Source organism: Cedecea sp. VD22 (genome assembly GCF_037150195.1).
Taxonomy (GTDB): domain Bacteria; phylum Pseudomonadota; class Gammaproteobacteria; order Enterobacterales; family Enterobacteriaceae; genus Cedecea.
In genome coordinates this window covers 12,590-39,019 of the sequence record NZ_JBBCPX010000008.1, presented here as the reverse complement: position 1 = coordinate 39,019, position 26,430 = coordinate 12,590, and the positions used below count along the sequence as shown (strand labels likewise).

General features: G+C 56.6%; 29 protein-coding genes. 11 read left to right on the top strand and 18 right to left on the bottom strand.

What is annotated here, in order from left to right:
• Nucleotides 1-207 precede the first annotated feature (207 nt).
• Entirely contained in the window at nt 208-1,146 is a 939-nt protein-coding gene (locus WFK85_RS15110) for a LysR family transcriptional regulator (protein ID WP_336708784.1), read from the top strand.
• Here WFK85_RS15110 and mdcH read toward each other — a convergent pair.
• The 8 genes from mdcH to mdcA all read right to left on the bottom strand — a co-directional run bounded on the left by mdcH (nt 1,130) and on the right by mdcA (nt 8,202).
• Complete coding sequence (mdcH, locus tag WFK85_RS15105; RefSeq protein WP_336708782.1) at nt 1,130-2,038, bottom strand: malonate decarboxylase subunit epsilon; 909 nt, start codon at nt 2,036-2,038, stop codon at nt 1,130-1,132. The genes WFK85_RS15110 and mdcH overlap by 17 nt on opposite strands.
• Entirely contained in the window at nt 2,035-2,655 is a 621-nt protein-coding gene (locus tag WFK85_RS15100; protein ID WP_336708780.1) for a malonate decarboxylase holo-ACP synthase, read from the bottom strand. Before WFK85_RS15100 ends, mdcH begins: the two co-directional genes overlap by 4 nt.
• 3 nt (nt 2,656-2,658) lie before the next feature.
• Nucleotides 2,659-3,618, bottom strand: coding sequence for an AEC family transporter (locus tag WFK85_RS15095; RefSeq protein WP_166877368.1), 960 nt, complete (start codon nt 3,616-3,618; stop codon nt 2,659-2,661).
• A gap of 126 nt (nt 3,619-3,744) precedes the next feature.
• Nucleotides 3,745-4,545: a biotin-independent malonate decarboxylase subunit gamma gene (mdcE, locus tag WFK85_RS15090; protein ID WP_336708778.1), complete on the bottom strand. Its 801-nt coding sequence runs from the start codon at nt 4,543-4,545 to the stop codon at nt 3,745-3,747.
• On the bottom strand, nt 4,545-5,375 hold the full coding sequence (locus WFK85_RS15085) for a biotin-independent malonate decarboxylase subunit beta (RefSeq protein ID WP_336708777.1): 831 nt from the start codon (nt 5,373-5,375) through the stop codon (nt 4,545-4,547). Before WFK85_RS15085 ends, mdcE begins: the two co-directional genes overlap by 1 nt.
• The gene (gene mdcC, locus WFK85_RS15080; RefSeq protein ID WP_008453713.1) at nt 5,368-5,667 is read right to left on the bottom strand and encodes a malonate decarboxylase acyl carrier protein; all 300 of its coding nucleotides are present in this window, start codon (nt 5,665-5,667) and stop codon (nt 5,368-5,370) included. Before mdcC ends, WFK85_RS15085 begins: the two co-directional genes overlap by 8 nt.
• Before the next feature lie 10 nt (nt 5,668-5,677).
• Nucleotides 5,678-6,547: a triphosphoribosyl-dephospho-CoA synthase gene (locus WFK85_RS15075; RefSeq protein WP_336708774.1), complete on the bottom strand. Its 870-nt coding sequence runs from the start codon at nt 6,545-6,547 to the stop codon at nt 5,678-5,680.
• Entirely contained in the window at nt 6,547-8,202 is a 1,656-nt protein-coding gene (gene mdcA, locus WFK85_RS15070) for a malonate decarboxylase subunit alpha (RefSeq protein ID WP_213714773.1), read from the bottom strand. The genes WFK85_RS15075 and mdcA overlap by 1 nt, the downstream gene beginning before the upstream one ends.
• A 385-nt stretch (nt 8,203-8,587) precedes the next feature.
• Here mdcA and WFK85_RS15065 point away from each other — a divergent pair, with 385 nt between their 5' ends.
• A complete protein-coding gene (locus tag WFK85_RS15065; RefSeq protein WP_336708771.1) occupies nt 8,588-9,220 on the top strand; it encodes a CatB-related O-acetyltransferase in 633 nt (210 codons plus the stop codon).
• 37 nt (nt 9,221-9,257) lie between these two features.
• Here the strand turns inward: WFK85_RS15065 and cybC are convergent, their stop codons facing one another.
• Together cybC and pmbA are read right to left on the bottom strand one after the other, a co-directional pair.
• Complete coding sequence (gene cybC / locus WFK85_RS15060; protein WP_008453720.1) at nt 9,258-9,644, bottom strand: cytochrome b562; 387 nt, start codon at nt 9,642-9,644, stop codon at nt 9,258-9,260.
• A 58-nt stretch (nt 9,645-9,702) separates the two neighbouring features.
• Nucleotides 9,703-11,055: a metalloprotease PmbA gene (pmbA, locus tag WFK85_RS15055; RefSeq protein WP_166993629.1), complete on the bottom strand. Its 1,353-nt coding sequence runs from the start codon at nt 11,053-11,055 to the stop codon at nt 9,703-9,705.
• A gap of 99 nt (nt 11,056-11,154) precedes the next feature.
• On the opposite strand from pmbA, the gene yjgA reads away from it, so the two are divergent.
• Nucleotides 11,155-11,709 carry a ribosome biogenesis factor YjgA gene (yjgA, locus tag WFK85_RS15050; protein WP_008453724.1) on the top strand — a complete coding sequence of 185 codons (555 nt, stop codon included), beginning with the start codon at nt 11,155-11,157 and terminating at the stop codon, nt 11,707-11,709.
• A gap of 57 nt (nt 11,710-11,766) precedes the next feature.
• On the opposite strand, the gene WFK85_RS15045 is transcribed toward yjgA, so the two are convergent.
• Both WFK85_RS15045 and WFK85_RS15040 read right to left on the bottom strand, forming a co-directional pair.
• The gene (locus WFK85_RS15045) at nt 11,767-12,396 is read right to left on the bottom strand and encodes a LysE family translocator (RefSeq protein ID WP_336708768.1); all 630 of its coding nucleotides are present in this window, start codon (nt 12,394-12,396) and stop codon (nt 11,767-11,769) included.
• A gap of 73 nt (nt 12,397-12,469) precedes the next feature.
• A complete protein-coding gene (locus tag WFK85_RS15040; protein WP_336708766.1) occupies nt 12,470-13,000 on the bottom strand; it encodes a GNAT family N-acetyltransferase in 531 nt (176 codons plus the stop codon).
• 193 nt (nt 13,001-13,193) lie between these two features.
• Here WFK85_RS15040 and WFK85_RS15035 point away from each other — a divergent pair, with 193 nt between their 5' ends.
• Nucleotides 13,194-14,222 (top strand): threonine aldolase family protein, encoded by a 1,029-nt coding sequence (locus tag WFK85_RS15035; protein ID WP_336708764.1) that lies wholly within the window; start codon nt 13,194-13,196, stop codon nt 14,220-14,222.
• A gap of 56 nt (nt 14,223-14,278) precedes the next feature.
• On the opposite strand, the gene epmA is transcribed toward WFK85_RS15035, so the two are convergent.
• The 3 genes from epmA to WFK85_RS15020 all read right to left on the bottom strand — a co-directional run bounded on the left by epmA (nt 14,279) and on the right by WFK85_RS15020 (nt 17,167).
• Entirely contained in the window at nt 14,279-15,256 is a 978-nt protein-coding gene (epmA, locus tag WFK85_RS15030; protein WP_045781084.1) for an elongation factor P--(R)-beta-lysine ligase, read from the bottom strand.
• Between the two features lie 104 nt (nt 15,257-15,360).
• Nucleotides 15,361-16,407 carry a bifunctional transcriptional activator/DNA repair enzyme AdaA gene (locus WFK85_RS15025; protein WP_336708761.1) on the bottom strand — a complete coding sequence of 349 codons (1,047 nt, stop codon included), beginning with the start codon at nt 16,405-16,407 and terminating at the stop codon, nt 15,361-15,363.
• Nucleotides 16,394-17,167 carry an isocitrate lyase/PEP mutase family protein gene (locus WFK85_RS15020; RefSeq protein WP_336708759.1) on the bottom strand — a complete coding sequence of 258 codons (774 nt, stop codon included), beginning with the start codon at nt 17,165-17,167 and terminating at the stop codon, nt 16,394-16,396. Before WFK85_RS15020 ends, WFK85_RS15025 begins: the two co-directional genes overlap by 14 nt.
• 332 nt (nt 17,168-17,499) lie before the next feature.
• On the opposite strand from WFK85_RS15020, the gene frdA reads away from it, so the two are divergent.
• Genes frdA through frdD form a run of 4 tightly spaced genes read left to right on the top strand, consistent with a single transcriptional unit; the run spans nt 17,500 to nt 20,796 of the window.
• Nucleotides 17,500-19,293, top strand: a complete 1,794-nt coding sequence (gene frdA / locus WFK85_RS15015; RefSeq protein WP_166993203.1) for a fumarate reductase (quinol) flavoprotein subunit — start codon at nt 17,500-17,502, stop codon at nt 19,291-19,293.
• Nucleotides 19,286-20,020, top strand: coding sequence for a succinate dehydrogenase/fumarate reductase iron-sulfur subunit (locus WFK85_RS15010; RefSeq protein ID WP_008453741.1), 735 nt, complete (start codon nt 19,286-19,288; stop codon nt 20,018-20,020). The genes frdA and WFK85_RS15010 overlap by 8 nt, the downstream gene beginning before the upstream one ends.
• Nucleotides 20,021-20,030: 10 nt before the next feature.
• The gene (gene frdC, locus WFK85_RS15005; RefSeq protein WP_008453742.1) at nt 20,031-20,426 is read left to right on the top strand and encodes a fumarate reductase subunit FrdC; all 396 of its coding nucleotides are present in this window, start codon (nt 20,031-20,033) and stop codon (nt 20,424-20,426) included.
• A 10-nt stretch (nt 20,427-20,436) separates the two neighbouring features.
• The gene (gene frdD / locus WFK85_RS15000; protein ID WP_008453743.1) at nt 20,437-20,796 is read left to right on the top strand and encodes a fumarate reductase subunit FrdD; all 360 of its coding nucleotides are present in this window, start codon (nt 20,437-20,439) and stop codon (nt 20,794-20,796) included.
• A gap of 42 nt (nt 20,797-20,838) precedes the next feature.
• On the opposite strand, the gene rclR is transcribed toward frdD, so the two are convergent.
• Nucleotides 20,839-21,696 (bottom strand): reactive chlorine-specific transcriptional regulator RclR, encoded by an 858-nt coding sequence (rclR, locus tag WFK85_RS14995; protein WP_008453745.1) that lies wholly within the window; start codon nt 21,694-21,696, stop codon nt 20,839-20,841.
• A gap of 124 nt (nt 21,697-21,820) precedes the next feature.
• Here rclR and rclA point away from each other — a divergent pair, with 124 nt between their 5' ends.
• Nucleotides 21,821-23,146, top strand: coding sequence for a reactive chlorine resistance oxidoreductase RclA (gene rclA / locus WFK85_RS14990; RefSeq protein WP_336708755.1), 1,326 nt, complete (start codon nt 21,821-21,823; stop codon nt 23,144-23,146).
• 26 nt (nt 23,147-23,172) lie between these two features.
• On the opposite strand, the gene ampR is transcribed toward rclA, so the two are convergent.
• A complete protein-coding gene (gene ampR, locus WFK85_RS14985; protein WP_166993196.1) occupies nt 23,173-24,051 on the bottom strand; it encodes a LysR family transcriptional regulator AmpR in 879 nt (292 codons plus the stop codon).
• Nucleotides 24,052-24,179: 128 nt separating this feature from the next.
• On the opposite strand from ampR, the gene ampC reads away from it, so the two are divergent.
• Together ampC and blc are read left to right on the top strand one after the other, a co-directional pair.
• A complete protein-coding gene (gene ampC / locus WFK85_RS14980; RefSeq protein ID WP_083845834.1) occupies nt 24,180-25,331 on the top strand; it encodes a CMY2/MIR/ACT/EC family class C beta-lactamase in 1,152 nt (383 codons plus the stop codon).
• A gap of 108 nt (nt 25,332-25,439) precedes the next feature.
• Entirely contained in the window at nt 25,440-25,973 is a 534-nt protein-coding gene (gene blc, locus WFK85_RS14975; RefSeq protein WP_336708753.1) for an outer membrane lipoprotein Blc, read from the top strand.
• Here blc and sugE read toward each other — a convergent pair.
• Nucleotides 25,970-26,287, bottom strand: coding sequence for a quaternary ammonium compound efflux SMR transporter SugE (gene sugE / locus WFK85_RS14970; protein ID WP_336708751.1), 318 nt, complete (start codon nt 26,285-26,287; stop codon nt 25,970-25,972). The genes blc and sugE overlap by 4 nt on opposite strands.
• Nucleotides 26,288-26,430: the final 143 nt, after the last annotated feature.

Here is a 26,430-nt window from a genome sequence, read left to right as displayed (position 1 = left end):
TGATAAAAGGCCGTTTTTCCAGCGGCGCTTTTTGTTTGAAAGTGTGATGAAAGGACCGTTTTAGCGCCATCATTGGCGTTGCTTATGATGGATACGTTCGTGGCGCAACGGTAAATCCTGCTGCTTATTGCGGCTCATCAGTGCCGTCTGGTCTCGTTTGCTATACCTTAATGGCATAATTTTTCCGACTGGGGTTATCGCCGGGTAATGAAAATCGACGCTGAAATCACTTTCCGCAAGCTTGAGATATTCATGGAGTTTATGGAGAAAGGGAACATTGCGCGCACCGCCGAAGCGCTGGGTATTAGCGGGGTTAGCGTGCACCGCGCGTTGCATACCTTGGAGGAAGGTGTGCGCTGCCCGTTGTTTATTCATAAAGGGCGCAACCTGGTACCGCTCGAATCGGCATTTACCCTGCAGGAGCACAGCAAAGAAGTGGTTGCGCTGATGGCGCGCGGCATCGATGAAACCCGCCAGACGGCAGGCGTAGGCCAGGGGCGACTGCGTATCGGCACCCTCTATTCCCTGACGCTCGAAACCGTTCCGAAACTTATCATGGGCATGAAGCTCAGGCGGCCGGAGCTGGAAATGGATCTCACTATGGGCTCAAACCAGGTGCTGCTAAATATGCTGGAAGACGGCGTACTGGACGCTATTTTGATTTCCATTTCTGAAGGTGAAGTGGATCGCTCGAGGCTGGAAGTCCTGCCCATGTTTAGAGACGATATTTTCCTGGCAGCACCGGCCAGCTTCCCGCTGGACACCTCACACCCGGCAGATCTGCGTGAGTTCCACGCGGAGAAATTCGTTTCTCTGGCGGAAGGCTTTGCCACCTATGCGGGATTTCAGGAAGCCTTTAACGTCGCCGGTTTCGAGCCGGAAATCGTTACTCGGGTAAACGACATTTTCTCAATGGTCAGCCTGGTACAGGCGGGTGTAGGGCTAACCTTGATGCCCGGAAGAATGAAGAAGGTGTATGAAAATTCAGTGCAGCTGCTGAGGCTGGCCGAGCAATATCAGATGAAACAAACCATCGCTATCGTCTTTGCCCGCAACCGTGAACATGACCCGAACCTACTGGCGCTGGCCGCCGAGGGGCGAATGTACGCCCGCACGTTCATCGATACGCCTAACGCGCCGCCCTAGTTTTTTCCACAAGGTGGACAATGGCCGCCACGCTGTTTTGTTCGCGACAAACGGTGATCCCCTCACGAAACGCCTGCCGCGTCAGACCTGAAAGCACGCTACCCGGCGGCATTTCAATCGCAAGCCGCACGTCGCGCTCGTTGGCGGCAATCATCGCCTCTCGCCACCGCACCGTGCGGGCCATATTCAGCGCCAGATCTTCCGCAATTAGCTCTGGTTGCCAAAGTACCCGGCCCGTACTGCCGCTGAGATAAGCGCAGTTGGGACGACTTAGCTCCACATCAGCAAATGCTTGTTTTAACTTCTGCGCAGGCGCATTCAGCAAGGCACAGTGAGAGGGCACGCTAACCGCCAGCTGCCGGGCTTTTTGAGCCCCCTGCTCAAGCGCCCTACCCGCAACCCTCGCCATAGCCTCCTCGCTACCGGCGATGACGATTTGCTGTTCAGCATTAATATTCGCGATGTAAGTGCCGCTGCCCGCCACCAGGAGTTCCACCTGTTCCAGACGCAGCCCGACGATAGCCGTTAAGCCGTAGCCTTCAGGATAAGCCTGCTCCATCAGATCGCCGCGAAGCGCCACCAGCCGCAGCGCATCTGAAAAGGAAATAACGCCGGCGACTACGGCTGCCGGAAACGCGCCAATAGACAGTCCGCTGACCATGTCTGGTTTTACGCCGCTACGCTCAAGCTCCTGCGCCCAGGCGACACCTGCGATTAGCAGGCAAAGCTGTACGGCACGAGTATGCCTCAGCGCAGCAGCACTATCTAACTGGCCTGCTTCGTCCCCTAAGACTGCCCTGACCTGCGTCAGGATGGCGTCGCGCTCGGGTAGATCCTGTAGCATGCCCACACGCTGGGTTCCCTGCCCGGGAAAAGTAAAAAGTATTTTCATCCGTTTTTCTCCGGCAACCAGGGGTCGATCACAAGCAGCGGCCCCTGATTCGTTTTCAGCAACACGCGTTTTTCTCTTAGCCATTCCGCCAGCGCAAAAGCGCCGTAAGGCGTTTCGATTTGCGTATCAACCCTGCACAGCAGTCGCCCGGTCAGGCTCTGCCACTCTGTCAGCGCCTCTTTTGATATCGGCAGTGGGCTGCGAATAAGCACATCCAGATCGCTCGCGGCATGCATCACCGGCATTTCTGTTGCCAGCGCGTAACCTACGCTCCCGGTAATACCCCAGCACCATGCCCACGGGCGGCTCGCCAGCTGAATAGCGCCCTGCACCGGCGGCATGGAAACAAACGGGGAATTGAGCAGCAGCTCACGGCTGGATAACGCTTCAGGGCTAACAACGCGTTTAACGCTCGCCGTACTTACCCAGCCCGCTGCTCGCTGATCGCGTCGCATCCCCCGCACGCCTACCGGCACACGTCCGTCACGTTCGACATCACGCCGTACCACTACCGGCAGCGCAGGACGCCACTGGCTGGCTATCCACTCCTCGCGAACCCCCTCCAGTGCTTCGCGGTCGGTAAGCCAAAGGAGATCGTGGGGGCGCAATGTCGGCATAGGTTAAATTCCTGAAGTCAGCGTAATAAACAGCGGTAGCGACAGGATAGAGAGTACCGAGCTCAGCAACAACACGGCTTCCGCATCCGGCGATTGCACACCAAACCGGTTGCCAAAAACTACGCCAAAGAAGCCGGCGGCCAGGGCAATCATCAGAATGGAGGTAATGGCCACCGGGCCAGTCAGGCCGAGCGCCAGCACGATGCCCCAGGCGATAAACGGCTGGATAAGCAGTTTGGTAACGGTCGCGGTGATAACCATAGTGTTGATCTGCAGCTTACGCGCAGACAGGATCACGCCGGTCAGGAACAATGCGGCTGCGGTAGCGGCCAGGCCCAGCGGTTTAATAGAAGCCAGCAGCAAGTCAGGCATCCGGACACCGACAGCCGACAGTACAACCCCCAGCAACGGTCCCCACACGATAGGTTTTTTCACCGAACGCCACATCAGTACAGGCAACATTGTCAGCGTTGAGCCAGTGTTTTCCCCTGCCGCACGTGCTTTTTCACGTTCAAGAATCAGCAGGCAGAACGGCGTCATCAGGACGGAGCCGCAGGCAATCGACACCGCGACGGAAAGCGAAGTCGAGGAGCCTTCCCCGAGCACGCTGCCTAAAATCGGCAGGCCAAGCGCGGCATAGTTAGGCAGCGCCACGGTAAGCGTCAACACGGCGGCATCCTGCGGCGACTTTTTAAATACGCTGGTCGCCAGGAAGTAAATCGCCGCATAGGTAATCCACATCGAAAGCACCAGTACCACGATTAGCGGTGACTGCTGAACAATGCCAAGCCACGGCGTTTGTACTGTCGCGCTAAACAGCGCGGCGGGTAGAGCAAAGTCCATGACAAAAATATTAAGCAGCGAGACATTTTTGTTATCGACCATTTTCGCTTTGCCGGCGAAAAATCCCAGCAGCATGATGACAAAAATAGGGGCCAGAGCATGAACGATCACGTAAGTCATAACTTCACCTTGAGTCAATAAAGAGAGTTAGCACGGTCGCGATATTTATTATTTTTTCGGACGTCTTTTTATTCAGACACGGCGCGCCGTGTCTGGTTATAGCATCCGGCAGGTCTGTCTTTTTTCTTACCAGCTGGCGCGCATGCGTTCACGAACCAGCGCCGAACTGTGGCGATTTTTCGCCAACAGACGACATTTCAGCGAAGTATCGCTCCGAGCCTCTTTCACTGCCGTACTCAGGGCAGCCTGTACTTTTGTCACATCGTCACTCTTCGGCTCATCCGGATTATGGATATCCAGCAGCATCGAGAGCAGACCCAGGGTTTCGTAATTGCTGATGTCATAGGCCATTGGAGGAATGGTCGCGGCCAGTTTTTCCAGCGCCTCGACGGTGCGTAAGGTGATCCGCGCGGCGGACTCTTTCCCCATCGCGTGAATCATTACGCCCTGGTCGTTAAAAGCGATCAGTCGGTTAGCCTGGTAGCCGTGAGCGAGAAATGCCCCGGACATCGCCTTGCCGACAATCAGGCCCACAACAGGGTGCCCGGCCAGACGAGCGTTGGCGTAAGCGCCTGCGGCACCTGCCAGCGCCTGGTGAATACCGAATGCCTCTTCGCGGCGACCATAGGCCTGACTAGGGACATCAATAACGGCGATGATGGCTCGCTTTTCAGCTTTGTCGGCATCTTCAGCGATGGTTTCGCTGACCACTTTTGCCAGCGTCCAGCCTTCTAACAGCCCGACTTCGCCGCCAGCAGCCCGGGGGTAATGGTTATTGGCATCGGGCACCACAGCGATAAAGCGTGCAGGTTTTCCGTCAACGTTACCGTCGGCGACCTGTACGGAGGCGCACAGTCCCGCCATACGTGGTGCATCCGGGACCAGAGTGCCCAGCCAAACAGCGGCACGATTCAGTTTCTGGCTCATTAGCGTTTCTCCCCAAAAAGCTGTTTGATTTGTTCGGCATCAGCCTGTTGACTGGTGTCGAAATGGGTCAGGCGATCCAGATACCACGCGTAGTTATCGGTGCGATGCAGTGCCGGAACGCCTTTGGCGATGGCTTTGTTGACCGCCTGCTTGACTGCGTGAACGCCGTCCCCAACCAGCGCGTCCACCAGCCCGCTCTGGTAGCGAACTTCGCCACCGGTCATGCTCCAGATAAACGGCCGATCCCGGGAATCGTATTCCTCAATGCCCGCTTCTTGCTCGATAACCTGAGGACCATTGAGGCCCAGGCGCGCTTCGCGAGTTACAATCAGATAGCTGCAAAGTGCAGCGGCAATCGACATCCCCCCAAAGCAACCCACGGTTCCAGCGACAACGCCAATCACCGGGGTATAGCGACGCAGATCGACAATCGCCGCGTGAATATCGGCAATCGCCGCCAGGCCGAGGTTAGCCTCCTGCAGGCGCACGCCGCCGGTTTCCAGGCAAAGCACCGCCTGCGTCGGAATACCGTTGCGGTTGTCTTCCGCCGCCAGCTCAAGCGCGGCAGCCATTTTCGCCCCGGAGACTTCGCCCATACTGCCGCCCTGGAATGCGCCTTCGATGGCAATCACCACCGCCGGACCACCGTTGATCGTACCTTTGGCCACGACCATACCGTCGTCTGACTGAGGCACAATGCCCTGAGGCCCCAGCCATGGCGAAATAATGCCCTCAAAAGGATCGAGCAGTTCGCGGTAGCTGCCTTCATCAAGCAGCAGACGGGCACGCTCGCGTGCTCTTAATTCAATAAAACTGCTGTCGTCACGCATGAGCCACCTCCTCAAAAACCTGTTCAATGCGGATACGCGCCACGCCCGGCGTCGCGCCAAAATCATGAATGTGCATTTGCCCGGCAGGCAGTTGACTCAGCGCGGCCAGGCGCTCGAAAAGCGCTTTCCAGCGTTTTTCGCTGTTATCGACGGAGGTGGTAATGTCGATGGTCAGAATCTGCCCCTGTGCGGCAGTAAACAGGACTTCCATATCGCCGGAGCCCACCACGCCAGCCAGAGCTTTGCCTGTGGCCGTGCGGGTTGCCGGAAATGACAACGTAATGTGTTCCATAACGCCCTCGTTAATTAAGTGAGTGAAGCGGAGTGGCATCGTTATCGATGCGGTCCAGCAGGAGCGTGGCGGCGAGCAAATCAGCCGCGCCGCCCGGAGAGGCATTCAGCGCCAGCATATTGCGGTCGAGCAAATCCAGTGCATCACGGCCTTCTTTGCGCGAAATCCCCCCGTTCATCAGTACGCTGCGGGCACCTTTCTGCATTGTTTCCAGGCCAGGTAAACCGGCACGAGAAAGTACACAGGTATCTGAAAGTGAAGTCATAATCGCCATCAAAGCGTCAATCCTGGCCTCGCCTTCCGTTGCCCCGGACTGGCGGCTACGGCGAAGCTGGGGCAGCGCAAGGCGCATCACGTGAGGGAAACCCTGCTGGGCCTCTTCTCGTGCACCCGGCACGCGATAGCGTCTTGTGGCTCTTAACCCTTTGCTGAAGCTTTTTGGCGCGGCTTCATCAGTAAGTGCGGCAAGTCGCGCTGCCGTAGCGGCGATCTCCACGCTGCTGCCATTCATACCGTGCATAGCGGCGGCGGAAATCAGCAGGCCGAGCGCCCAGATGGCTCCCCGGTGGGTATTCACTCCCCCGGTCGCCGCCATCATCTGTTGCTCACCTTCGCGACCCAGGCGCCCTATCAGCTGGCGCAGCGCGATGTCTGCCGGACGTTCCCAGCTTTGTAATGCCAGAGCATGAAATGTCGGGGTCAGGCTGAGGGCCGATCGCTCCATCAGCGCCAGGCTGAGGTCGTGATGGGCGCCATTCCCCCGGCTGTCCACCAGACCGGGTTTCGGGCTCAGGCGGGCTTCTTCGATCAGGCTTTGGGTCGCAGCCCTTGCCAGCCAGCCCGCTTCGGCCTCGACGCCTTTCTGTGGATGTAATTTCATTACCAGCTCCGGAATTTCGCTGGCGGGTTGTAAAGACCGCCGGACCATTCGACGAGATCGGCCACGCTGCTTGCCGCCAGGAGAGAACGGGTCGCCTCGCTGCGGCGGATCCCCATATCTTCCGGGTAAGCCACTTTGCCGCTCTGGCGAAGTGCGGCGACACGTTTAGCGTCCACGCCCAGGCCGATGTCGGTGATGCCGGCGACCGCCGCTACCATCGCACGGCGTTCTTCCAGACTCTCCGCACGGTAGAGATACGCAATGCCTTCCTCGGTGAGCACGTGGGTGACGTCGTCGCCGTAAATCATTACCGGGGCCAGCGGCATGCCGGAGGTTTTGGCCACCTCTACAGCATCCAGGGTTTCCACAAAGGTGGGCTTCACGCCCGCCTGGAAGGTTTCGACCATCTGCACCACCAGCTTTTTACCGCGCTGCATCGGATCGGGCTCGGTGATCATATTCAGCCAAGCCGGCGTGGCGTGGCGACGACCGTGCGGATCGTGCCCCATATTTGGCGCGCCGCCGAAGCCCGATAAGCGGCCACGCGTCACGGTTGAAGAGTTAGCCAGGCCATCAACCTGCAGGGTGGAACCAATAAACATATCCACAGCGTATTGCCCGGCCAGTTGGCACATGGCTCGGTTGGAGCGCATAGAGCCGTCGGCACCGGTAAAGAAGATATCCGGGCGGGCGCGAATGTACTCTTCCATGCCCAGCTCGCCGCCGAAGCAGTGCACGCTCTCGACCCAGCCGCTTTCAATCGCCGGGATCAGCGTCGGGTGCGGGTTCAGGGTCCAGTGTTTGCAGATTTTACCTTTCAGACCAAGCTGTTCGCCGTAAGTCGGCAGCAGCAGCTCAATGGCGGCGGTGTTAAAGCCGATCCCATGGTTCAGCGACTGAACCTGGTGTTCGGCGTAAATGCCTTTGATGGCCATCATCGCCATCAGGATGTGTTCCTGCTTGATCAGGCGCGGGTCACGGGTAAACAGCGGTTCGATAAAGAAGGGTTTGTCGGCAACCACCACGAAGTCAATCCAGGATCCGGGAATGTCCACGCGCGGCAAATCGCAGTCATCGTCCACCAGTTCATTAACCTGGGCGATAACAATCCCGTCATGGAAGGCGGCTGCTTCAACCAATGCAGGCGTATCTTCAGTACTCGGCCCGGTGTACAGGTTTCCTTTGCGGTCGGCTTTATAACCGGCGATGAGCGCGACGTTAGGTGCAAGATCGACGTACAAGCGTGCATAAAGCTCGATGTAGGTGTGAATCGAGCCAATTTCTAACAGCCCGTCTTCAAGCAGTTGAGAAATACGCAGGCTTTGGGTGCCGGAGAAAGAGAAGTCAAGCTTGCGGGCGATACCTTTTTCAAAAATATCAAGGTGTTCACTCCGGCCGACGCTCGGCATGATCATATGCAGATCGTGTACTTTTTGCGGGCTGACTTCTGCCAGCATGCGGGAGAGAAAATCAGCCTGTTTTTGGTTATTTCCTTCCAGCACTACCCGGTCGCCCGGTGCAATCAGCTTTTCCATCACTTCGACGAGGTCCCCGGTCGGGATCACCTTGCCCTGTACGTTACTGGACGCCATACGTCGCTGCTTCTCGGTGCGACGCGTGTTCCAGACGCGGGCAGGCGTTTGGCTAGCACTCATTATTAACCTCCTGATTCAGCGCATCATTTTGATTGGCTTTAGTCTGGTTAAAAGTGTGCGCCACGCGGGGTTGGCTATCAATTAAGCTCAGGCGTTAATCATTAGCCTTAGAGTAATAATGGGTTTATCGTTTTGTGATCGGAGTAGAAGGCGAAGATGGCCAGGGTGCGCTACGCGGATGAAGGAGGAAAAAGGTGTACTCCGCTGCCCCCGATGTTAAGGTTGTCGAGTCTCAAATGCAGGTTTAAACGTCATGCTGCTCGTCGCCATACTCAACAATCCTCTGCTAAAACAGCCGCGCATCGCTTAGCGCGCTCACACATTCCCGTCTGCAATTTGAAACGGAACCTTGTTCCGTGGGCACACTTTTGTTGTGAGAAAAAACATGTCAAAGACTGAAAAGCACTGGTCTCAGGTCGAGTACCTGCACGAAACGGTGACCAACCCCAATATTCATATTAAAGGCCAGCACAGTTATTACAGCGACTGCTGGGATAGCGGTTTTGAGCGAAGCGTGGTGCGCTACCTGCAGGGTGACGCGGTGAGCCGGGAGTGGGAACCCATTGGCGAGCTTGACCAGCTGTGGATAGGGGATTACGTCTGTATCGCCGCCGAGGCGGTGATCCTGATGGGCGGCAACCACACACACAGAGGCGACTGGTTCTCTCTTTACCCCTTTATCGAAACCATCAAAGACGCCTACCGCGCCAAAGGCGACACGACGCTCGGAGACGGCTGCTGGATAGGCATGAGGGCAATCATCATACCCGGCGTAACCATCGGTGAAGGCGCAATTATTGCCGCTGGCAGCGTGGTGACGAAAGACGTCGCGCCTTACAGCGTCGTCGGCGGTAACCCGGCCAAACCAATCGCCCTGCGTTTCGAACCCGAGGTGATTGAGCGGCTGCTGAAGCTGCACATTTACCAGCTAAGCGACGAGCACTTTCAGGCTATTCGGCCCCTGTTGAGCAATAACGATATTGCTGCGCTGGAGCAGGCGGTGGGAGCACTGCGGTAAAGAAAGCGGGCGGGAATATCCCGCCCGTTGTTAAATCTTAGCGAAACTTCTTGTGGTAGGTATCGCGAGTGGTTTTGAAGTCTGCGGCAGCAGCCTGAGCTTCTGTCACTTTGCCTTCGTTGGCCAGCTTCAGGGCACCGTCAATCTGGCCCACGAGAATATCAAACCCGTGACGGTACTCTTTCATGTTGGCGCTGTCGGCAGCCTCATTTTCCAGCTTAGGCGGGGTGCCTTTCTGCGCATCCAGAGCCGCTTCACGCATGTTGCCCAGTGAGGTTTTCAGCTCGGCGGCATCTTTGGTGCTCAGCACGGTCTTGTAGTTTTTCGCGATAATGTCCATGTCGTCACCGACATCTTTGGCAAACGCAGCGCCGGACAGTAACACGGATGATACGGCTAACATTGCAATCAGTTGCTTACGCATTTACTCACCTTATCTTTTTTATATGAGAAACGGGCGCGGCAGGACGCGCCACATTGCTTTACTGACCGGCTATCTTCATCTCCGGAAGTAAGACTGAACCACACTGAATGTTGCTACGTGTTTCTATATCGTTGCCAATAGTAACTATCTCGCGCCACATGTCTTTCAGGTTGCCGGCGATGGTGATTTCGCTCACCGGATACTGGATCTCGCCATTTTCAACCCAGAAGCCCGCCGCACCGCGAGAATAGTCGCCGGTAATGCCGCTCACGCCCTGCCCCATCAGCTCGGTCACCACCAGCCCGGTGCCCATCTGTTTCAGCATTTCCTCAAAGCCCAGGCCCCGGCCAGCAATGCGCCAGTTGTGGATCCCGCCCGCGTGGCCGGTGCTTTTCAGCCCCAGCTTACGTGCGGAATAGTTGGTCAGCAGCCACTGCTGCAGCACACCGTCCTTGATGATATCGCGGCGTTCGGTACGCACGCCTTCGCTGTCAAACGGCGTGGAAGCCAGGCCTTTCAGCAGGTGCGGATGCTCTTCAATGGTCAGCCAGTCCGGCAGAATTTGCTTGCCGAGGGAATCCAGCAGGAAAGTTGATTTGCGGTACACCGCACCGCCCGCAATCGCGCCGACCAGGTGACCAAACAGCCCGGTCGCCACTTCATTAGCGAAAATCACCGGGGCTTTCATGGTGGACAGTTTACGCGGAGACAGGCGAGACAGCGTGCGGCGCGCGCAGTCGGCCCCGACCCATTCAGGTGATTTCAGGTCTTCCATCGCGCGACCGATGGTGTATGCGTAATCCCGCTCCATATCACCGTTTTCTTCGGCAATGACGCAGCTCGAAAGAGAATGGCGGGTGGAGCAGTAGCTCTGCAGCATACCGTGGCTGTTGCCGAAAACTTTGATGCCGTAATGGCTGTTAAAGCTGCCGCCTTCGGTATTGGTAATGCGTTTGTCCACGTTCAGGGACGCGTTTTCCGCTCGCGCGGCAAGCTCAATGGCGCGCTCCGGGTCAATTTCCGTTGGGTGGAAGAGATCCAGATCGGGGGCATCAAAGGCCAGCAATTCTTTATCCGCCACGCCAGCATAAGGGTCCGGCGAGGTATAGCGAGCGATGTCCAGCGCGGCCTGTACGGTACGGGCAATGGCGTCCGGGCTCAGATCCGTGGACGAAGCGCTGCCTTTGCGGTTTTGGTGATAAACGGTGATGCCCAACGCACCATCGCTGTTGAATTCGACGTTCTCCACCTCACCGTAGCGGGTGCTGACGCTGATACCCGTGGTTTTACTGACCGCCACTTCCGCGCCGTCTGACTTGCCCTTTGCCAGCTCCAGCGCCTGTGAAACCGCCTGCTCCAGAACCTGACGTTGTTGTGCTACTTGCGTGTTTACTTTCATCGCTACTGCCATAATGTAAGGTGAGTCGTTCAAGTCTAACAGGATCAGAACAATTTCGCAGTGCAGGCCCATTGCTGGTAATATCCGCGTCAACTTTTTAAGGAGCCTAATATGACCAAGCAGCCCGAAGACTGGCTCGACGACGTGCCCGATGATGAAAATGAAGACGAAGATGATGAAATTATCTGGGTCAGTAAAAGTGAGATTAAGCGCGACGCCGAAGAGCTAAAACGCCTGGGCGTTGAGCTGATGGAACTGGGCAAAAATGCCCTGGAAAAAATCCCGCTCGACGATGATTTACGTGCCGCCATTGAGCTGGCGCAGCGCATCAAGAAAGAAGGCCGCCGCCGCCAGGTGCAGCTGATCGGCAAGATGATGCGTTCCCGCGACATGGATCCAATCCGTCAGGCGCTCGACAAGCTGAAGAACCGCCACAACCAGCAGGTTTCGCTGTTCCACAAGCTGGAAGCCCTGCGCGACCGCCTGGTTGAAGAAGGCGATGACGCGATGAGCGAAGTCCTGAGACTTTATCCGCAGGCGGATCGCCAGCAGCTGCGCGTGTTGATCCGTAACGCGCAAAAAGAAAAAGCGGCCAATAAGCCGCCTAAGTCATACCGTCAGATCTTCTCTTACCTTCGCGAACTCGCCGAAGAGCAGGAAAGCTAAGACGTTAGCGCTGGCCTGTTTTCTCCCCGGCCAGCGCTCAATTTCCTCTGACCTTTCTCAGGTCAAATTACTGCGTCGATACAGCGCCACGCCCACCGCCAGCACGGCGAGCATACCCGCACAGCTGCGGTTCACCCAGCGCATCACGTTGGCGGAGAATTTACGCATCGCGTGGCGGCCCCCCCAGGCGTAAATCGTCATCATGATGCAGTCAATCATCGCGCTGACCAGCGCCAGAATCATGTACTGCATCGCCACCGGCTCCTGCGGGCGGATGAACTGCGGTAAAAATGCCGAGAAGAACAGCAGCCCTTTGGGGTTGGATAAGCCGACCATCAGCGATCGCAGAAACGCCGTTTTGCCCGTGGCCACTGTCGCCGAAGCGCTCACGCTTAGCGCCTTAGCAGGTGCGCGCCACAGCACGTAAGCCAGATAGACCAGGTAAAGCGCGCCGCCCCATTTCACCACTGCAAACAGCTGTTCAGAAGCCTGCAACAACGCGCCCAGGCCGCAGCCCACCGCGCCAATCAGCAGCAGGTCCGCCAGCACCGCACCGAGGAAGCCGTAGCCCGCAATGCGCATTCCGTAGGTGGCTCCGTTATTGAGTGCTAAAAGCATCGACGGGCCTGGCGTCACCATAACCGCGCTAACGGCGATGACGTAAAGAAACAGCGTGGTGATATCCATCTATTAAGTCCTGGTAAAAAATAGATTAGCGCCCGGCGGCGACTGCCTGCCGGGTACTTTAAAAACGTTTAGATTAAAGCGGGCGTTCCATCACGATGTGGCAGAGATCGTCAAAAAAGCGGCCATACTGAGCGTCACCGATGGGCTGCGGATAACTCAGCACAATCAGCTGATGATCGGGGATATCCGCATGGTAAGTAGGATGGTGATGCACATAGTCGTTTTCGCAGAAGCCGAGGCTTTGGTAAAAACGCAGCCGCTTATGAGCGATCTCAGTGGTGAGCGGATCGATTTCGAGGATAGTTTGCGGGTAAAGCCGCAAAAACTGGCTCAGCATTCGCTTGCCGTAGCCCTGCGCACGCAGCTGGCCGTTCACGGCGAGGTGCTCAATATAGGCATAGTCGCCAAAATCCCACGCGCCGATCATGCCGACAAACTGCTCGCCGTCGAACCAGGCCTGCAGGCTGTAATTCGGGTGAGAAAGCGCGCTAATTTTTGCGGCGGGCTGGCGTTTCTCATGGCGCGGAAAGGCGCTTTCATACAGCTCGTCCACGCATTCAAAATACGGGGAGCTGCGGTCGGTAATTCGTTTTATCGTTAGCATGAGCGCAGTTTACCAAATGTATACACTTTACGATCGCCATTTCGGGTAGCTTATTCACATTGCGCTAATGCCCTACGTTCCCCTTTGACTTAACCCGTCCAGATAGAGGTTCTCTGCTTTGATGCCAAATATCGATGCCCAACGACGCGCTCTTAAGCTTGCCTGTAAAACCGAGCTGAGAGGATTTAAAGAAATGACACCTGCGGAGCAATTCCGGGAGATGGCCGACTGGGCCAGGGAAAATGAAGTCGCCCATGACAGCTACGGCGTGGGGGATTTTATCGCGGGTTTTGAGACCAAAATCGCTCAGCTACTGGGTAAACCAGCGGCAATATTTATTCCTACCGGAGTGATGGCGCAGCTGATAGCGGTCATTATCTGGAGCGAACGTAACCGCCTGCCTCGCTTTGGCGCGCACGCGACATCGCACCTGCTGATTCATGAACAGCAAACTTTTCAGGCCCTGGTGAAGATGCATGGCGTCGTCGTAGGCCATAAACTACGGCCTATCCTTGCCAGTGATTTTACCGCCATAGCGGAGCCTTTAAGCTGCCTTGTGGTTGAACTTCCCGCGCGTGAGATTGGCGGACAACTCCCGGAGTGGGGCGAGCTGGAAGCCCTGAAAGCCGCAGCCGCAGAAGCTGGCACGCCGCTGCATATGGACGGGGCTCGCCTCTGGGAGAGCCGGGCGTATTACCAGCGCACCTGGGCTGAAATTGCTGAGGGTTTTTCTTCAGTCTATGTTTCCGTCTACAAGGGCCTCGGGGGTATTTCAGGTTCGTTACTCGCTGGCGATGAAGACTTTATCCGCCAGGCTCGCGTCTGGCTCAGACGATTAGGCGGTAACGTGGTGACGCAAAGTCCCGCGGTGGTTTCCACGGCAATGCGCTTAGAAAAACGGCTGGCCATCCTTGAGAGCTGCTATCAGCGCACCCTCAGTCTCACCGCCAGCCTGGAGGCCGTGCCGGGCATTCGTATCCTGCCCCGCAGACCTCAGGTCAACATGCTGCATGTTTATTTCGATGCGGATAAAGAAACATTACTCAGCGCCAGGGATGAAATAGCCAGGCAGGAGGGATACTGGCTGTTCAATGCGCTGGAAGAGGCCGAAGTACCGGGCTGGTGTAAAACGGAATGGTATATAGGCGACAACATGCTGCCGATAGGCAACGAGACCGTTTTAAACTTGTTCCACCAACTGATGGCTAAAGCGAGCCGCTAACCGTTCGCCAGCAGATAAAAAAATGGCCCCGCAGAGGGGCCAGTTTTCTTCGGGCGTTAAGCGCGGTCCACCGTAAAGGCTAAGACCTCGGCAAGGCTTTCCGCCCCCAGCGCCAGCATAATCAGGCGGTCAACGCCCAGCGCTACGCCGGAGCTGTCCGGCATGCCCGCTTCCAGCGCCGCCAGCAGGTTCATGTCCACCGGCTGCTGCGGCAGGCCAAGCGCCGCGCGTTTGCGGTTATCCTGCTCGAAACGCTGCTGCTGTTCGCGGGCATCGGTCAGCTCATGGAAGCCATTCGCCAGCTCGATACCTTTGAAGTAAACCTCAAAGCGCTCCGCCACGCGGTGATCTTCGGTGCTGATCTGCGCCAGAGAGGCCTGGCTTGCCGGGAAGTGATACACGAAGGTTGGCTTGTCTTTACCAATCTGTGGCTCGACGCCCATCGCAAACAACAGCTGCAACAGCGTGTCCCGATCTTCTTCTTTGTCGGCGATGTTGCTCAGATCGAGCTTCGCCGCCGCTTCACGCAGCTGCGCTTTGTCTGCAGACAGTGGGTCGATATCCAGATGGCGCTGGAAGGCCTGCTGGTAAGACAAACTTTCTGCGGCTCCGCATTCCAGCACCTGCTGCAGGAGATCGTCCACCTCATTCATCAGGCGGTACATGTCGTAATGCGGGCGATACCACTCCAGCATGGTGAATTCCGGGTTGTGGTGGCGCCCCATCTCTTCATTACGGAAACTGCGACACAGCTGGAACACCGGGCCACAGCCCGCCGCCAGCAGGCGTTTCATGTGGTATTCCGGGCTGGTCATCAGGTACAAATTCATGCCCTGAGAGTGACCTGGGCCGACGAAACGGGTTTCAAACGGCACCAGATGAATATCGGTTACCGTCGCCTGGCTCATGCAGGGTGTTTCCACCTCCAGAACGCCTCGGTCGGCGAAGAAGCGCCGAATCTCCGCCATAATGGCGGCGCGTTTTAACAAATTGGGGATGGATGCGCTCGGCTGCCAGGTGGCCGTTTCGCTCATGAGAAAGTCTCCGTATTTATGCAAGGCCGAGAAGTCTACCCGCATCACAGAAAGGAGACAAATTTTGTGCAGAGAATTTTGTTCTGAGCGTTTTATGGCCCGCGTTACGCAAACTTTTTCTCGTGCTCAAGCAGCCATTTTTTTCGTGCAATGCCGCCACCGTATCCCGTCATAGTCCCGTTTTTACCGATGATTCTGTGGCACGGAATGACGATGGCAACCCGGTTCGCGCCGTTGGCTCCGGCCACCGCACGCACGGCATCTGGATTCTCCATTTTTATCGCCAGCGCCTGATAGTGGGACGTTTCGCCATAAGGCACGGTCCCAAGCTGCTGCCAGACTTTTTGCTGAAACGCGCTGCCCGGCGTCTGCAGTGCAAGGGTGAACTGCTGCCTTTTTCCAGCAAAGTATTCCCCGATCTCTTTTTCCGCCTGCCGCGTATGATCATTTTCCCCGGCGATGATACGGGCATTGAGCCGCGACTGCAGATCGTCAAATTCCCGCTCCAGCGCGCGTCGGTCAACAAATTCCAGCAGGCAGACGCCCTTCTCGGAGGCGCACACAAACATCGGCCCGATGGGCGTGGTAAAACGGTGAATAACGATGATATCTGCCGCCCGACTGGGGGCATCGCCAGTGAGCTTTTTGCAGGTATAGCCAAACCCACTCAGCGAGTCGTAACCGCTGCTAAACGCCGCATCCGTCGCACTTTTCCCACGCCTGAGCTCCTGCAACGCCACATTCACACGCAGCATTCTCTGCCATGCCTGAAAAGTCATCCCGTGGTGTTGCACAAACCAGCGCCGGAGACGTTCAGGGCTGATGTTGTGCTCACGCAGCTCACCATCGCTGACCCGGTTCTCACTGCTCGCCCTGAAAAGGGCAATGGCCTGCTCGACTATGGGCGGCGCAGAGAAGGCGTTTTCAGTGGGGCGGCAGATCTTGCAGGGACGAAAGCCCGCGTGAAGCGCGGATTTGAAGTCGTCATAAAACTCAACGTTACCCCGCTTAGGCTTACGGGCGCGGCAGTTGGAAATGCAGAACACGCCGGTGGTTTTCACGCCCACGAAAAAAACGCCGACATGCTCGGAAGAGCGCGCCACCAGCGCCTCGTACCAGGTATTGCACTGCTCGATATCAAGGATTTTCATCGGCAAAGATCTCGTCAAATGCGCCCCGTTGGCGGAGGCTAAACAACAGATGCTGTAACTTACGGTTCAGCGCGGCGTGCACGAAATTCCCCATTGAAATACGTTTCACCCCCAGCGCCGCCAGTTGATCAAAATCGGGCAGACCCGGCATGCACATCACATTCAGCGGCAGATCAACTGCGCCGGCAATCGCCTGAATATCTTCAGGTGAGGTCACGCAGGGCACAAAGAAGCCGTCAGCCCCCGCCTGTTGATATAGCCTGCCGCGGGCGATCGTTTGATTCAGCGCATCCAACTCACCAAGCAAGAAGCCATCGGTTCTGGCATTGATAAAGAGCGGCGTTTTCGCGGCATCCAGCCCTGCTTTGATCGCGTTCAGGCGGACAGCGAAGTGTGTTGCATCCAGTAAACGACGCGTTCCCTGTTCAACTTTGCTGTCTTCAAGGTTAATGCCGACAACGCCCAGCTGTGCCAGTTGAATGGCCTGGCTCACAACCGTTTCGGTCTCTGCCCCATATCCAGCTTCCATATCGACGGAAAGCGGCAAGCTGACGCGCTCACGTATGCGGGCCACCAGGGCAAGAAGTACAGAAAATGGCAGCGCTTCGCCATCCTTGTAGCCCAACATATCGGCGATTGCCGCGCTTGAGGTGCCCAGCGCCTGATAACCCGCGTCCTGTGCCGCCTGAGCGCTGCTGACATCCCAAACGTTAGCCAGCAGCAATGGCGTGCTCCGATAATGCATCTGACTGAAGCTCATTTTTATCCCCTGCTTTTATAGAATGGAAAAGATTCTGAGCTCCAGCCGGGGCGGCAACAACCGAAAAACAGACGACTATTTTTCGCCGCTTTTTGTTCGCATTACACCATTTAAACATTCATTTTTGTGACGCAATTCATTAAGAGCGGTAATTAATCGCCCTGTAGAACAGCAAAAAAATCGAACAAATCAAATTTCCCTAAAATCCCTCCGGTTATACTTTCCCTACCTAAAAAGGAGCAGGGATACACCTTTCGCAGCCACCGCCTTTCAGGCAGTGAATACCCTTTGGTCGTATAGCTTTGCGAATTACTAAAATCTGGAGGAATGTCGTGCAAACCTTTCAAGCCGATCTCGCCATTATAGGCGCCGGCGGAGCAGGCCTACGAGCAGCCATTGCGGCGGCCCAGGCTAATCCACAGGCAAAAATCGCTCTGATTTCCAAAGTCTACCCGATGCGCAGCCACACGGTTGCTGCCGAAGGGGGTTCCGCAGCCGTCGCGCAGGATCACGACAGCTTCGACTACCATTTTCACGACACCGTTGCCGGAGGCGACTGGCTGTGTGAGCAGGATGTGGTTGACTACTTCGTTCACCATTGCCCTACCGAAATGACCCAGCTTGAGCAGTGGGGCTGCCCGTGGAGCCGCCGCCCGGACGGCAGCGTCAACGTCAGGCGCTTCGGCGGGATGAAGATCGAACGGACCTGGTTCGCCGCCGACAAAACCGGCTTCCATATGCTCCACACACTCTTCCAGACCTCCCTTCAGTTCCCGCAAATTCAACGCTTCGACGAGCATTTCGTGCTCGATATTCTGGTCGATGACGGCCAGGCGCGCGGCGTGGTCGCTATGAATATGATGGAAGGCGAGCTGGTGCAGATCCGCGCCAATGCGGTGGTGATGGCCACCGGCGGTGCAGGGCGAGTCTATCGCTACAATACCAACGGCGGCATCGTCACCGGGGACGGCATGGGCATGGCGCTGAGCCACGGCGTGCCGCTGCGCGACATGGAGTTTGTGCAATACCATCCAACCGGGCTGCCGGGTTCCGGCATCCTGATGACCGAAGGCTGCCGCGGTGAAGGCGGCATTCTGGTGAACAAAAACGGCTATCGCTACCTGCAGGATTACGGCATGGGGCCGGAAACCCCGCTCGGCGAGCCGAAGAACAAATACATGGAACTCGGCCCGCGCGACAAAGTCTCTCAGGCCTTCTGGCACGAATGGCGCAAAGGCAACACGATCTCCACCCCACGCGGCGACGTGGTGTACCTCGACCTGCGCCACCTCGGCGAGAAAAAACTGCTCGAGCGCCTGCCGTTCATCTGCGAACTGGCCAAAGCCTACGTGGGCGTTGACCCGGTCAAAGAGCCTATCCCGGTTCGCCCAACGGCGCACTACACCATGGGCGGCATCGAGACCGATACCCAATGCGAAACCCGCATCAAAGGGCTGTTCGCAGTGGGCGAATGTTCCTCCGTTGGCCTGCACGGTGCCAACCGTCTGGGCTCTAACTCGCTGGCAGAACTGGTGGTCTTTGGCCGCCTGGCGGGCGAGCAGGCAATGGAGCGCGCCGTACAAGCGCAACCGGCTAACGATGCCGCGCTGAACGCCCAGGCCGCCGATGTTGAAGGCCGCCTGAAGCAGCTAGTCAACCAGGAAGGCAACGAAAACTGGTCAAAAATCCGCGACGAAATGGGGCTTTCTATGGAGGAAGGCTGCGGGATTTACCGTACCCCGGAATTGATGCAGAAAACCGTCGACAAGCTGGCAGAGCTGCAGGAGCGCTTCAAGCGCGTGCGCATCACCGATACCTCCAGCGTCTTCAATACCGACCTGCTGTACACCATTGAACTGGGCCACGGCCTGAACGTTGCCGAATGTATGGCGCACTCCGCCCTTGCACGTAAAGAATCCCGCGGCGCCCACCAGCGTCTGGATGAAGGCTGCACCGAACGCGATGACGTCAACTTCCTGAAGCACACTCTGGCCTTCCGCGACGCCGACGGCACAACTCGCCTCGACTACAGCGATGTGAAGATCACCACGCTGCCGCCAGCAAAACGCGTATACGGCGCTGAAGCGGAAGATGCTGAGAAGAAAAAGGAGAAGGCAAATGGCTGAGATGCAAACCCTGAAGATTGAGATTGTGCGCTACAACCCGGAAACGGACAGCCAGCCGCATAGCGCAATCTACGAGGTGCCGTTTGACGAGCAAACCTCGCTGCTGGACGGGCTGGGTTATATCAAAGATAACCTCGCACCGGACCTCAGCTACCGCTGGTCATGCCGCATGGCGATTTGTGGCTCCTGCGGCATGATGGTCAACAAAGTGCCGAAGCTGGCCTGTAAAACGTTCCTGCGCGAATACACCAACGGCATCAAGGTCGAAGCGCTGGCAAACTTCCCGATTGAGCGCGATTTGGTGGTCGACATGACCCACTTTATCGAAAGCCTGGAGTCGATTAAGCCTTATATCATCGGCAACCCGCGCACGCCGGATCAGGGGCCAAACACGCAGACGCCCGCGCAGATGGCGAAATACCATCAGTTCTCCGGCTGCATCAACTGTGGGCTGTGCTATGCCGCCTGCCCGCAGTTTGGCCTGAACCCTGAGTTTATCGGCCCGGCGGCGATTACCCTCGCCCATCGTTACAACCTGGACAGCCGTGACCACGGCAAGAAACAGCGTATGCCGCAGCTCAACGGGCAAAACGGCGTGTGGAGCTGCACCTTTGTTGGCTACTGCTCCGAAGTTTGTCCAAAACACGTCGATCCGGCCGCGGCCATCCAGCAGGGCAAAGTCGAAAGTTCGAAAGACTTTTTGATTGCCACCCTGAAACCACGCTAAGGAGTGCACCATGACCACGAAACGTAAGCCTTATGTCCGTCCCATGGCGCCAACCTGGTGGCGGCAGCTGGGCTTCTACCGTTTTTATATGCTGCGTGAAGGCACCTCGGTTCCGACAGTCTGGTTCAGCATCGTGCTGATTTATGGTCTTTTCTCGCTGAAACACGGCGTAGAAGGCTGGGCGGGCTTTGTCGGTTTTCTGCAAAACCCGGTGGTTGTCATCCTCAATCTCATTACGCTTGCCGCCGCCGTGCTGCACACCAAAACCTGGTTTGAGCTGGCACCAAAGGCCGCTAACGTCATCGTTAAGGGCGAGAAAATGGGGCCGGAGCCGGTCATCAAGGGATTGTGGGTTGTCACTGCACTGGTGACTGTCGTTGTGCTGCTTGTAGCACTGTTCTGGTAAGGAGGCTGAGGTGATTAACCAAAATCCAAAACGTTCCGACGAGCCGGTATTCTGGGGCCTGTTTGGCGCAGGTGGCATGTGGGGGGCGATTTTCGCGCCGGTTATCGTGCTGCTGGTTGGTATTATGCTGCCGCTCGGCCTGTTCCCCGGCGATGCGCTGAGCTTTGACCGCGTTTATGCCTTCGCCCACAGCTGGATTGGCCGCCTGTTCCTGCTGCTGATGATTGTGCTGCCGCTGTGGTGTGGCCTGCACCGTATCCACCATGCGATGCATGACCTGAAGATCCACGTGCCGGCCGGAAAATGGGTGTTCTACGGCCTGGCCGCTATTCTGACGGTGGTGACCATTATTGGCCTGCTGACGCTCTAAGTACTCAGCACACACCAGGGCTCGCCATCGCGCGGGCCTTTTTTATTCCATGGCCAACGCCTTCACCCGCTTTCTGTATTCCCCAGGCGAACAGCCAAACTCCCGCATAAAAGCCTTATGGAATGACGATTCGCTGGCGTAGCCCACGGCATCAGCGATAGTGATAATCGAACTTGCTTCACGCGAGAGTTGCTGTGCGGCAATTTGCAGCCTGATTCGGGTCAGCACTGCCAGCGGGGTGGTGCCGCTCACCTCGCGGAACAGCAACGCAAAACTGGCGCGAGACATATGCACTTGTTCAGCCAGCGAGGCGACGGTCCACGGCGTATGCGGTGCATTCAGCATGCTTTGGATTGCCACACCCAGTCGTGGATGCAGCAGCAGGTTCAACTGACTTTTATCCTGAATATTCACCCGTAGCCACTGCCGCAAGCCCAGGGCAATCATCGTGGCACATTGCTGGCTACATACGGCCGCCATACCAGGCTGTGGCACTTCCGCTTCCTGTTGCAGCAGCGCAACGGCCGCCAACAGCCATGTATGTTCGGGGCTGTCTTGTTCGGGCGCCATCAGCAGGGCCTCCGGCAACGCCGTCAAAAAATGACGGGAAGCCGAAGATAAATGCAGGCTCCCACAAACGATCCAGGTCTCTTCCTGCCCCTTCTGCCGCAGTCGGTGCGCAGAGTTTTGCGTCAGCACAACCACCTGCCCAGGCAGTAGCGTCAGCTTTTCGCCGGCAGGCAGCTCCAGCCATGCGGCACCTTGCGTAACGGTATGCCAGCGAATGGTCGCCAGCGATCCCGCCGCATGGGGCAGGCTCCAGCCCGAGCTGAGCAGGCAATTTTTATCAATCGAACCCTGCGGGGCGCTGAACGCCATCAACTGGCTGAGGGGATCCATCGCTCACTCCAAAAAATCAGACGATAAGACAGGATTTAAAGATACCTGAAGAAATCACATTGACGCCATGCATACACAATGATTGCCATTAACTTAACGGCTGGCTCACTGACGGAGAACCTCCATGCAGACCTATCAGGCAATCATTATTGGTTTTGGTAAAGCAGGTAAAACCCTGGCGGCAACCCTGGCAAAACAAAACTGGAAAGTCGCCATTATCGAGCAATCCGCCGAAATGTACGGCGGTACCTGCATTAACATTGGCTGCATTCCCACCAAAGCGCTGGTCCACGATGCAGAACAGCATCAGGACTTTACGACAGCCATCGCACGTAAGTCTTCAATTGTCAGTTTCCTGCGGGACAAGAGTTACCACTTGCTGGCCGACCTGAATAATGTGGACGTCATCAACGGCCACGCAGAGTTTATCGACCGGCATACTGTTCGCGTGATGCAGAACGGTGAAACTATTGAACTGCAGGGGGAGAAAATCTTTATCAACACCGGTGCGCAGTCCGTTCTGCCGCCGATTGACGGGCTGACGGCTACGCCTGGGGTATATGACAGCACCGGGCTGCTTACTCTGACCACGCTCCCAACGCACCTCGGTATTTTGGGCGGCGGCTACATCGGGGTTGAGTTTGCCTCAATGTTTGTCGGTTTCGGCAGCAAGGTCACCATTTTCGAAGCCGCCGAAGATTTTTTGCCGCGTGAGGACCGTGACGTAGCCGCAGCGGTCGCCAACATACTTCAGCAGCAGGGCGTGGAGCTGATCCTAAACGCTAAAGTTCAGCACGTTGAATCGCATGACAACAGGGTGCATTTGCAGACGAACGATAGTGTCTACACGGTTGACGCGCTGCTTGTTGCCTCAGGGCGAAAACCCGCTACGGATACCCTGAACCTGAAAAACGCCGGGATTGATGTCGATGCTCGTGGGGCCATCATGGTGAATAAATACCTGCGTACCTCCGCAGACAACATCTGGGCAATGGGGGATGTAACCGGCGGGCTACAGTTTACCTATATCTCGCTCGATGACTTCCGTATCGTGCGTGACAGCCTGTTGGGCGAAGGTAAACGCCATACCGGGGACAGAAAAAATGTGCCTTATTCAGTGTTTATGACCCCTCCGCTGTCTCGCATTGGCATGACTGAAGAACAGGCCCAGGCCAGCGGTAAACCCATTCAGATCGTTACGCTTCCCGTGGCGGCAATTCCAAGGGCCAGAGTCATGGGCGACACGCGCGGCTTGCTCAAAGCTATCGTGGATACCTCAACGCAGGAGATCCTCGGCGCATCGCTACTCTGCCCTGACTCCCATGAGATCATTAACCTGGTTAAAACCGTCATGGATGCCGGGCTGCCCTACACCACGCTGCGCGACCAAATTTTCACGCACCCTACCATGAGCGAAGCGCTTAATGACCTGTTTGGGCTGGTAAAATAACCCGCCCTGGTTCTGGCAATCAGGCCCTACGCTTTCTCACACTCTCCGGCTAACCAGCCGGAGAAGTCTCGCATGGCGGGCGTTTCCGCCCTGGACTGGAGCTTTGTCAGCCAGTAACTGCCCAGACTGATTTCAGCCTCAAACGGGCGAACAATCCGCTCGCTGTTCAGCAAGTGGGTAAACATATTCACCGGGGCAAGGGCAACACCCGCGCCAGCCTGTGCGGCTTCAAGCATAGTTACCGAAGAATCAAAAACCATCACCAGATGCGTTGGCGACGGTGGCGCCTCGCCCGCCGCCTGCAGCCATGCCGCCCATTCGTCACGCCGGTAGGAACGCAGGAGCGTATGATTCAGCACGTCCTGCGGGCGCTGGAGTTCAGAAGCCAGCGCAGGAGAACAAAGCGGTGACAGCGGGGCATCACACAGATAAATCGCGTCTGTTCCGTGCCAGGCTCCGCTACCAAATCGCACCGTATAGTCCAACCCCTCCGCCGCCGGATCCACCCGGTTGTTGTGCGTCGAAAGCTGAAGATCGATATGCGGATAGCGACGCCGAAACGCCTCAAGGCGCGGCAGCAGAAAGCCTGTTGCAAAAGTGCCCACCACACCTAGCTTAAGTTTTTCTCTCGCTTGCGCGCCCGAAAACCGATCCAGTACCCCGGCAATGCGGTCAAAGGAATCGTTTAGCACAGGTAACAGGTTTTCACCTTCCGTGGTCAACATCAACCCACGAGAAACGCGCACAAACAGCTGGCAACGCAGATGTTCTTCCAGGGCTTTCACCTGCTGGCTGATGGCAGAATGAGTGACATTCAGCTCGATGGCAGCATGGGTAAAGCTAAGATGCCTGGCTGCGGCTTCAAAAGCGCGCAGAGAGTTGAGCGGGATATAGCTGCGGGTCATGACATTACCTGTTAGAAAATCTTAAGCCTAATGCCAAATTTAATCGTTTGTCATCGGGTGTCAAATCCAACAAACTTGCCTCGTCTGACGGGCCCGGACTGCTATCATCTCTCTAAGGAAGGTTATCCATCATGAAAAAAACCCTTTGCCTGACGCTGCTGCTTGCCGCCTCATGCTCCAGCTTTGCTGCACAAAAAGAACTGACTGCACCGCAGATTGAAAAGCTGGTGAACCGCACCGTTGCCCCGCTAATGAAAGAGCAGGCGATCCCCGGCATGGCGGTGGCCGTTATCTACAAAGGCTACCCGCTGTATTTCACCTGGGGAAAAGCCGATGTGCAGCGCAACGTACCGGTAACGCAGCAAACGTTATTTGAACTGGGCTCGGTCAGTAAAACCTTTACCGGCGTACTGGGCGGTGATGCTTTGGCTCGCGGCGAAGTTAGCCTTAGCGACCCGGCGCAGAAATACTGGCCTGAGCTGAACGGCAAGCAGTGGAAAGGGATCACCCTGCTGCAGCTTGCCACCTATACCGCCGGTGGCCTGCCGCTGCAGGTGCCGGACGAGGTAACCAACAGCGATGCCCTGCTGAAGTTTTACCAGAACTGGCAGCCGAAGTGGGCACCTGGCACGCAGCGCCTCTACGCCAACGCAAGTATTGGACTATTCGGAGCCTTGATGGTGAAACCGTCAGGCATGAGCTTTGAACAGGCGATGTTAAAACGCGTCTTTGAGCCACTGAATCTTCAACACACCTGGATTAACGTGCCGGCGACGGAAGACAGCCACTACGCCTGGGGCTACCGGGACGGCAAAGCCGTGCGCGTCTCGCCGGGCATGCTGGATGCAGAAGCCTACGGCGTGAAATCCAGCATCGAAGATATGGCCCATTGGGTGCAGGCGAATATGGCCCCCGATCGTCTGGGAGACAAAACGTTAGCTCAGGGTATCCAGCTCGCGCAGTCACGTTACTGGCGCGTGGGTAGCATGTATCAGGGGCTTGGCTGGGAAATGCTGAACTGGCCGGTGAAGGGGAAAACGATTATTGATGGCAGTGACAACAAGATCGCCCTTGCGCCGCACCCGGCAACGCTGATTGAGCCTCCAGCACCTGCGGTGAAAGCCTCATGGGTACATAAAACCGGGTCGACAGGCGGCTTTGGCAGCTACGTGGCCTTTATCCCAGAAAAACAGCTGGGTATCGTGATGCTGGCCAACAAAAGCTACCCAAACACCGAGCGAGTAAAAGCCGCTTACGCCATTCTTGAAGCACTGCAATAAAAATGACCACGGCCTGTTGAACGCAGGCCGTATTATTTCCGGCTTCGCTCACACTTTATTTCCTGTCGCCATCTACACTTAGCTAAAAAACCTCGGAAGGAATCTGCTATGCGCATTTGGCCCGCTTTCACCGCGCTTGCGGTCGCATTATTCGTTGTCTCCTGTAGCTCGCCAACTCCTCCCCCCAGCGTCACGGTCGTGCAAAACTTCGAGGCAAAACGCTTTATCGGCAACTGGTATGAAATTGCGCGAATGGACCACAGCTTTGAAAGCGGCCTGAATCAGGTCACGGCCACCTACAGTTTTATGGATGACGGCGGCCTGCGCGTGATAAACCGGGGATTCAACCCGGACAGGCAGATGTGGCAGCAGGCAGAAGGGAAGGCTTATTTCACCGGAGACCCGAGCGTCGCTGCGCTGAAAGTCTCCTTTTTTGGCCCGTTTTACGGCGGCTATAACGTGATTGCGCTGGATAAAGACTATCGCCATGCGCTGGTATGCGGGCCGGATCTCAGCTATCTATGGATCCTGTCCCGCACACCAACCATCAGCCACGATCTCAAGCAACAGCTATTGGCTATCGCCGCTCGCCAGGGCTTTGCGGTGGATAAATTGATTTGGGTGAAACAACCAGGCAGTTAATGCGTGGAAAGTTTCAAGCCAATGATCCCGACCACAATCAGAGCCAGGCTAGCCAGACGCATCGGGTTAGCCGACTCTCCCAGCAGCAGAATGCCGGTAATCGCCGCGCCGACGGCACCGATCCCGGTCCACACCGCGTAGGCCGTGCCGGTGGGCAGGGTTTTCATCGCCCAGGCGAGCAAAGCTATGCTGACAACCATCGCGACGATGGTGATAACGCTAGGCCACAGGCGGCTAAAGCCGTGGGTATATTTCAGTCCTACCGCCCAAACAACTTCCAGTAATCCGGCAATTAACAGTACGATCCAGGCCATAACAGCTCCAGTAGAAATGGGGCCGTCCCCGGTGTGAGATGCGCTTGCGGGTCGTCCCGTAAGGCTTAGGTGAGAAGCTGATTTTAGCACCCAAACGGCTGCCTGAAAATCCGTATCCAAATGCTACGCAATGAAATAATCGT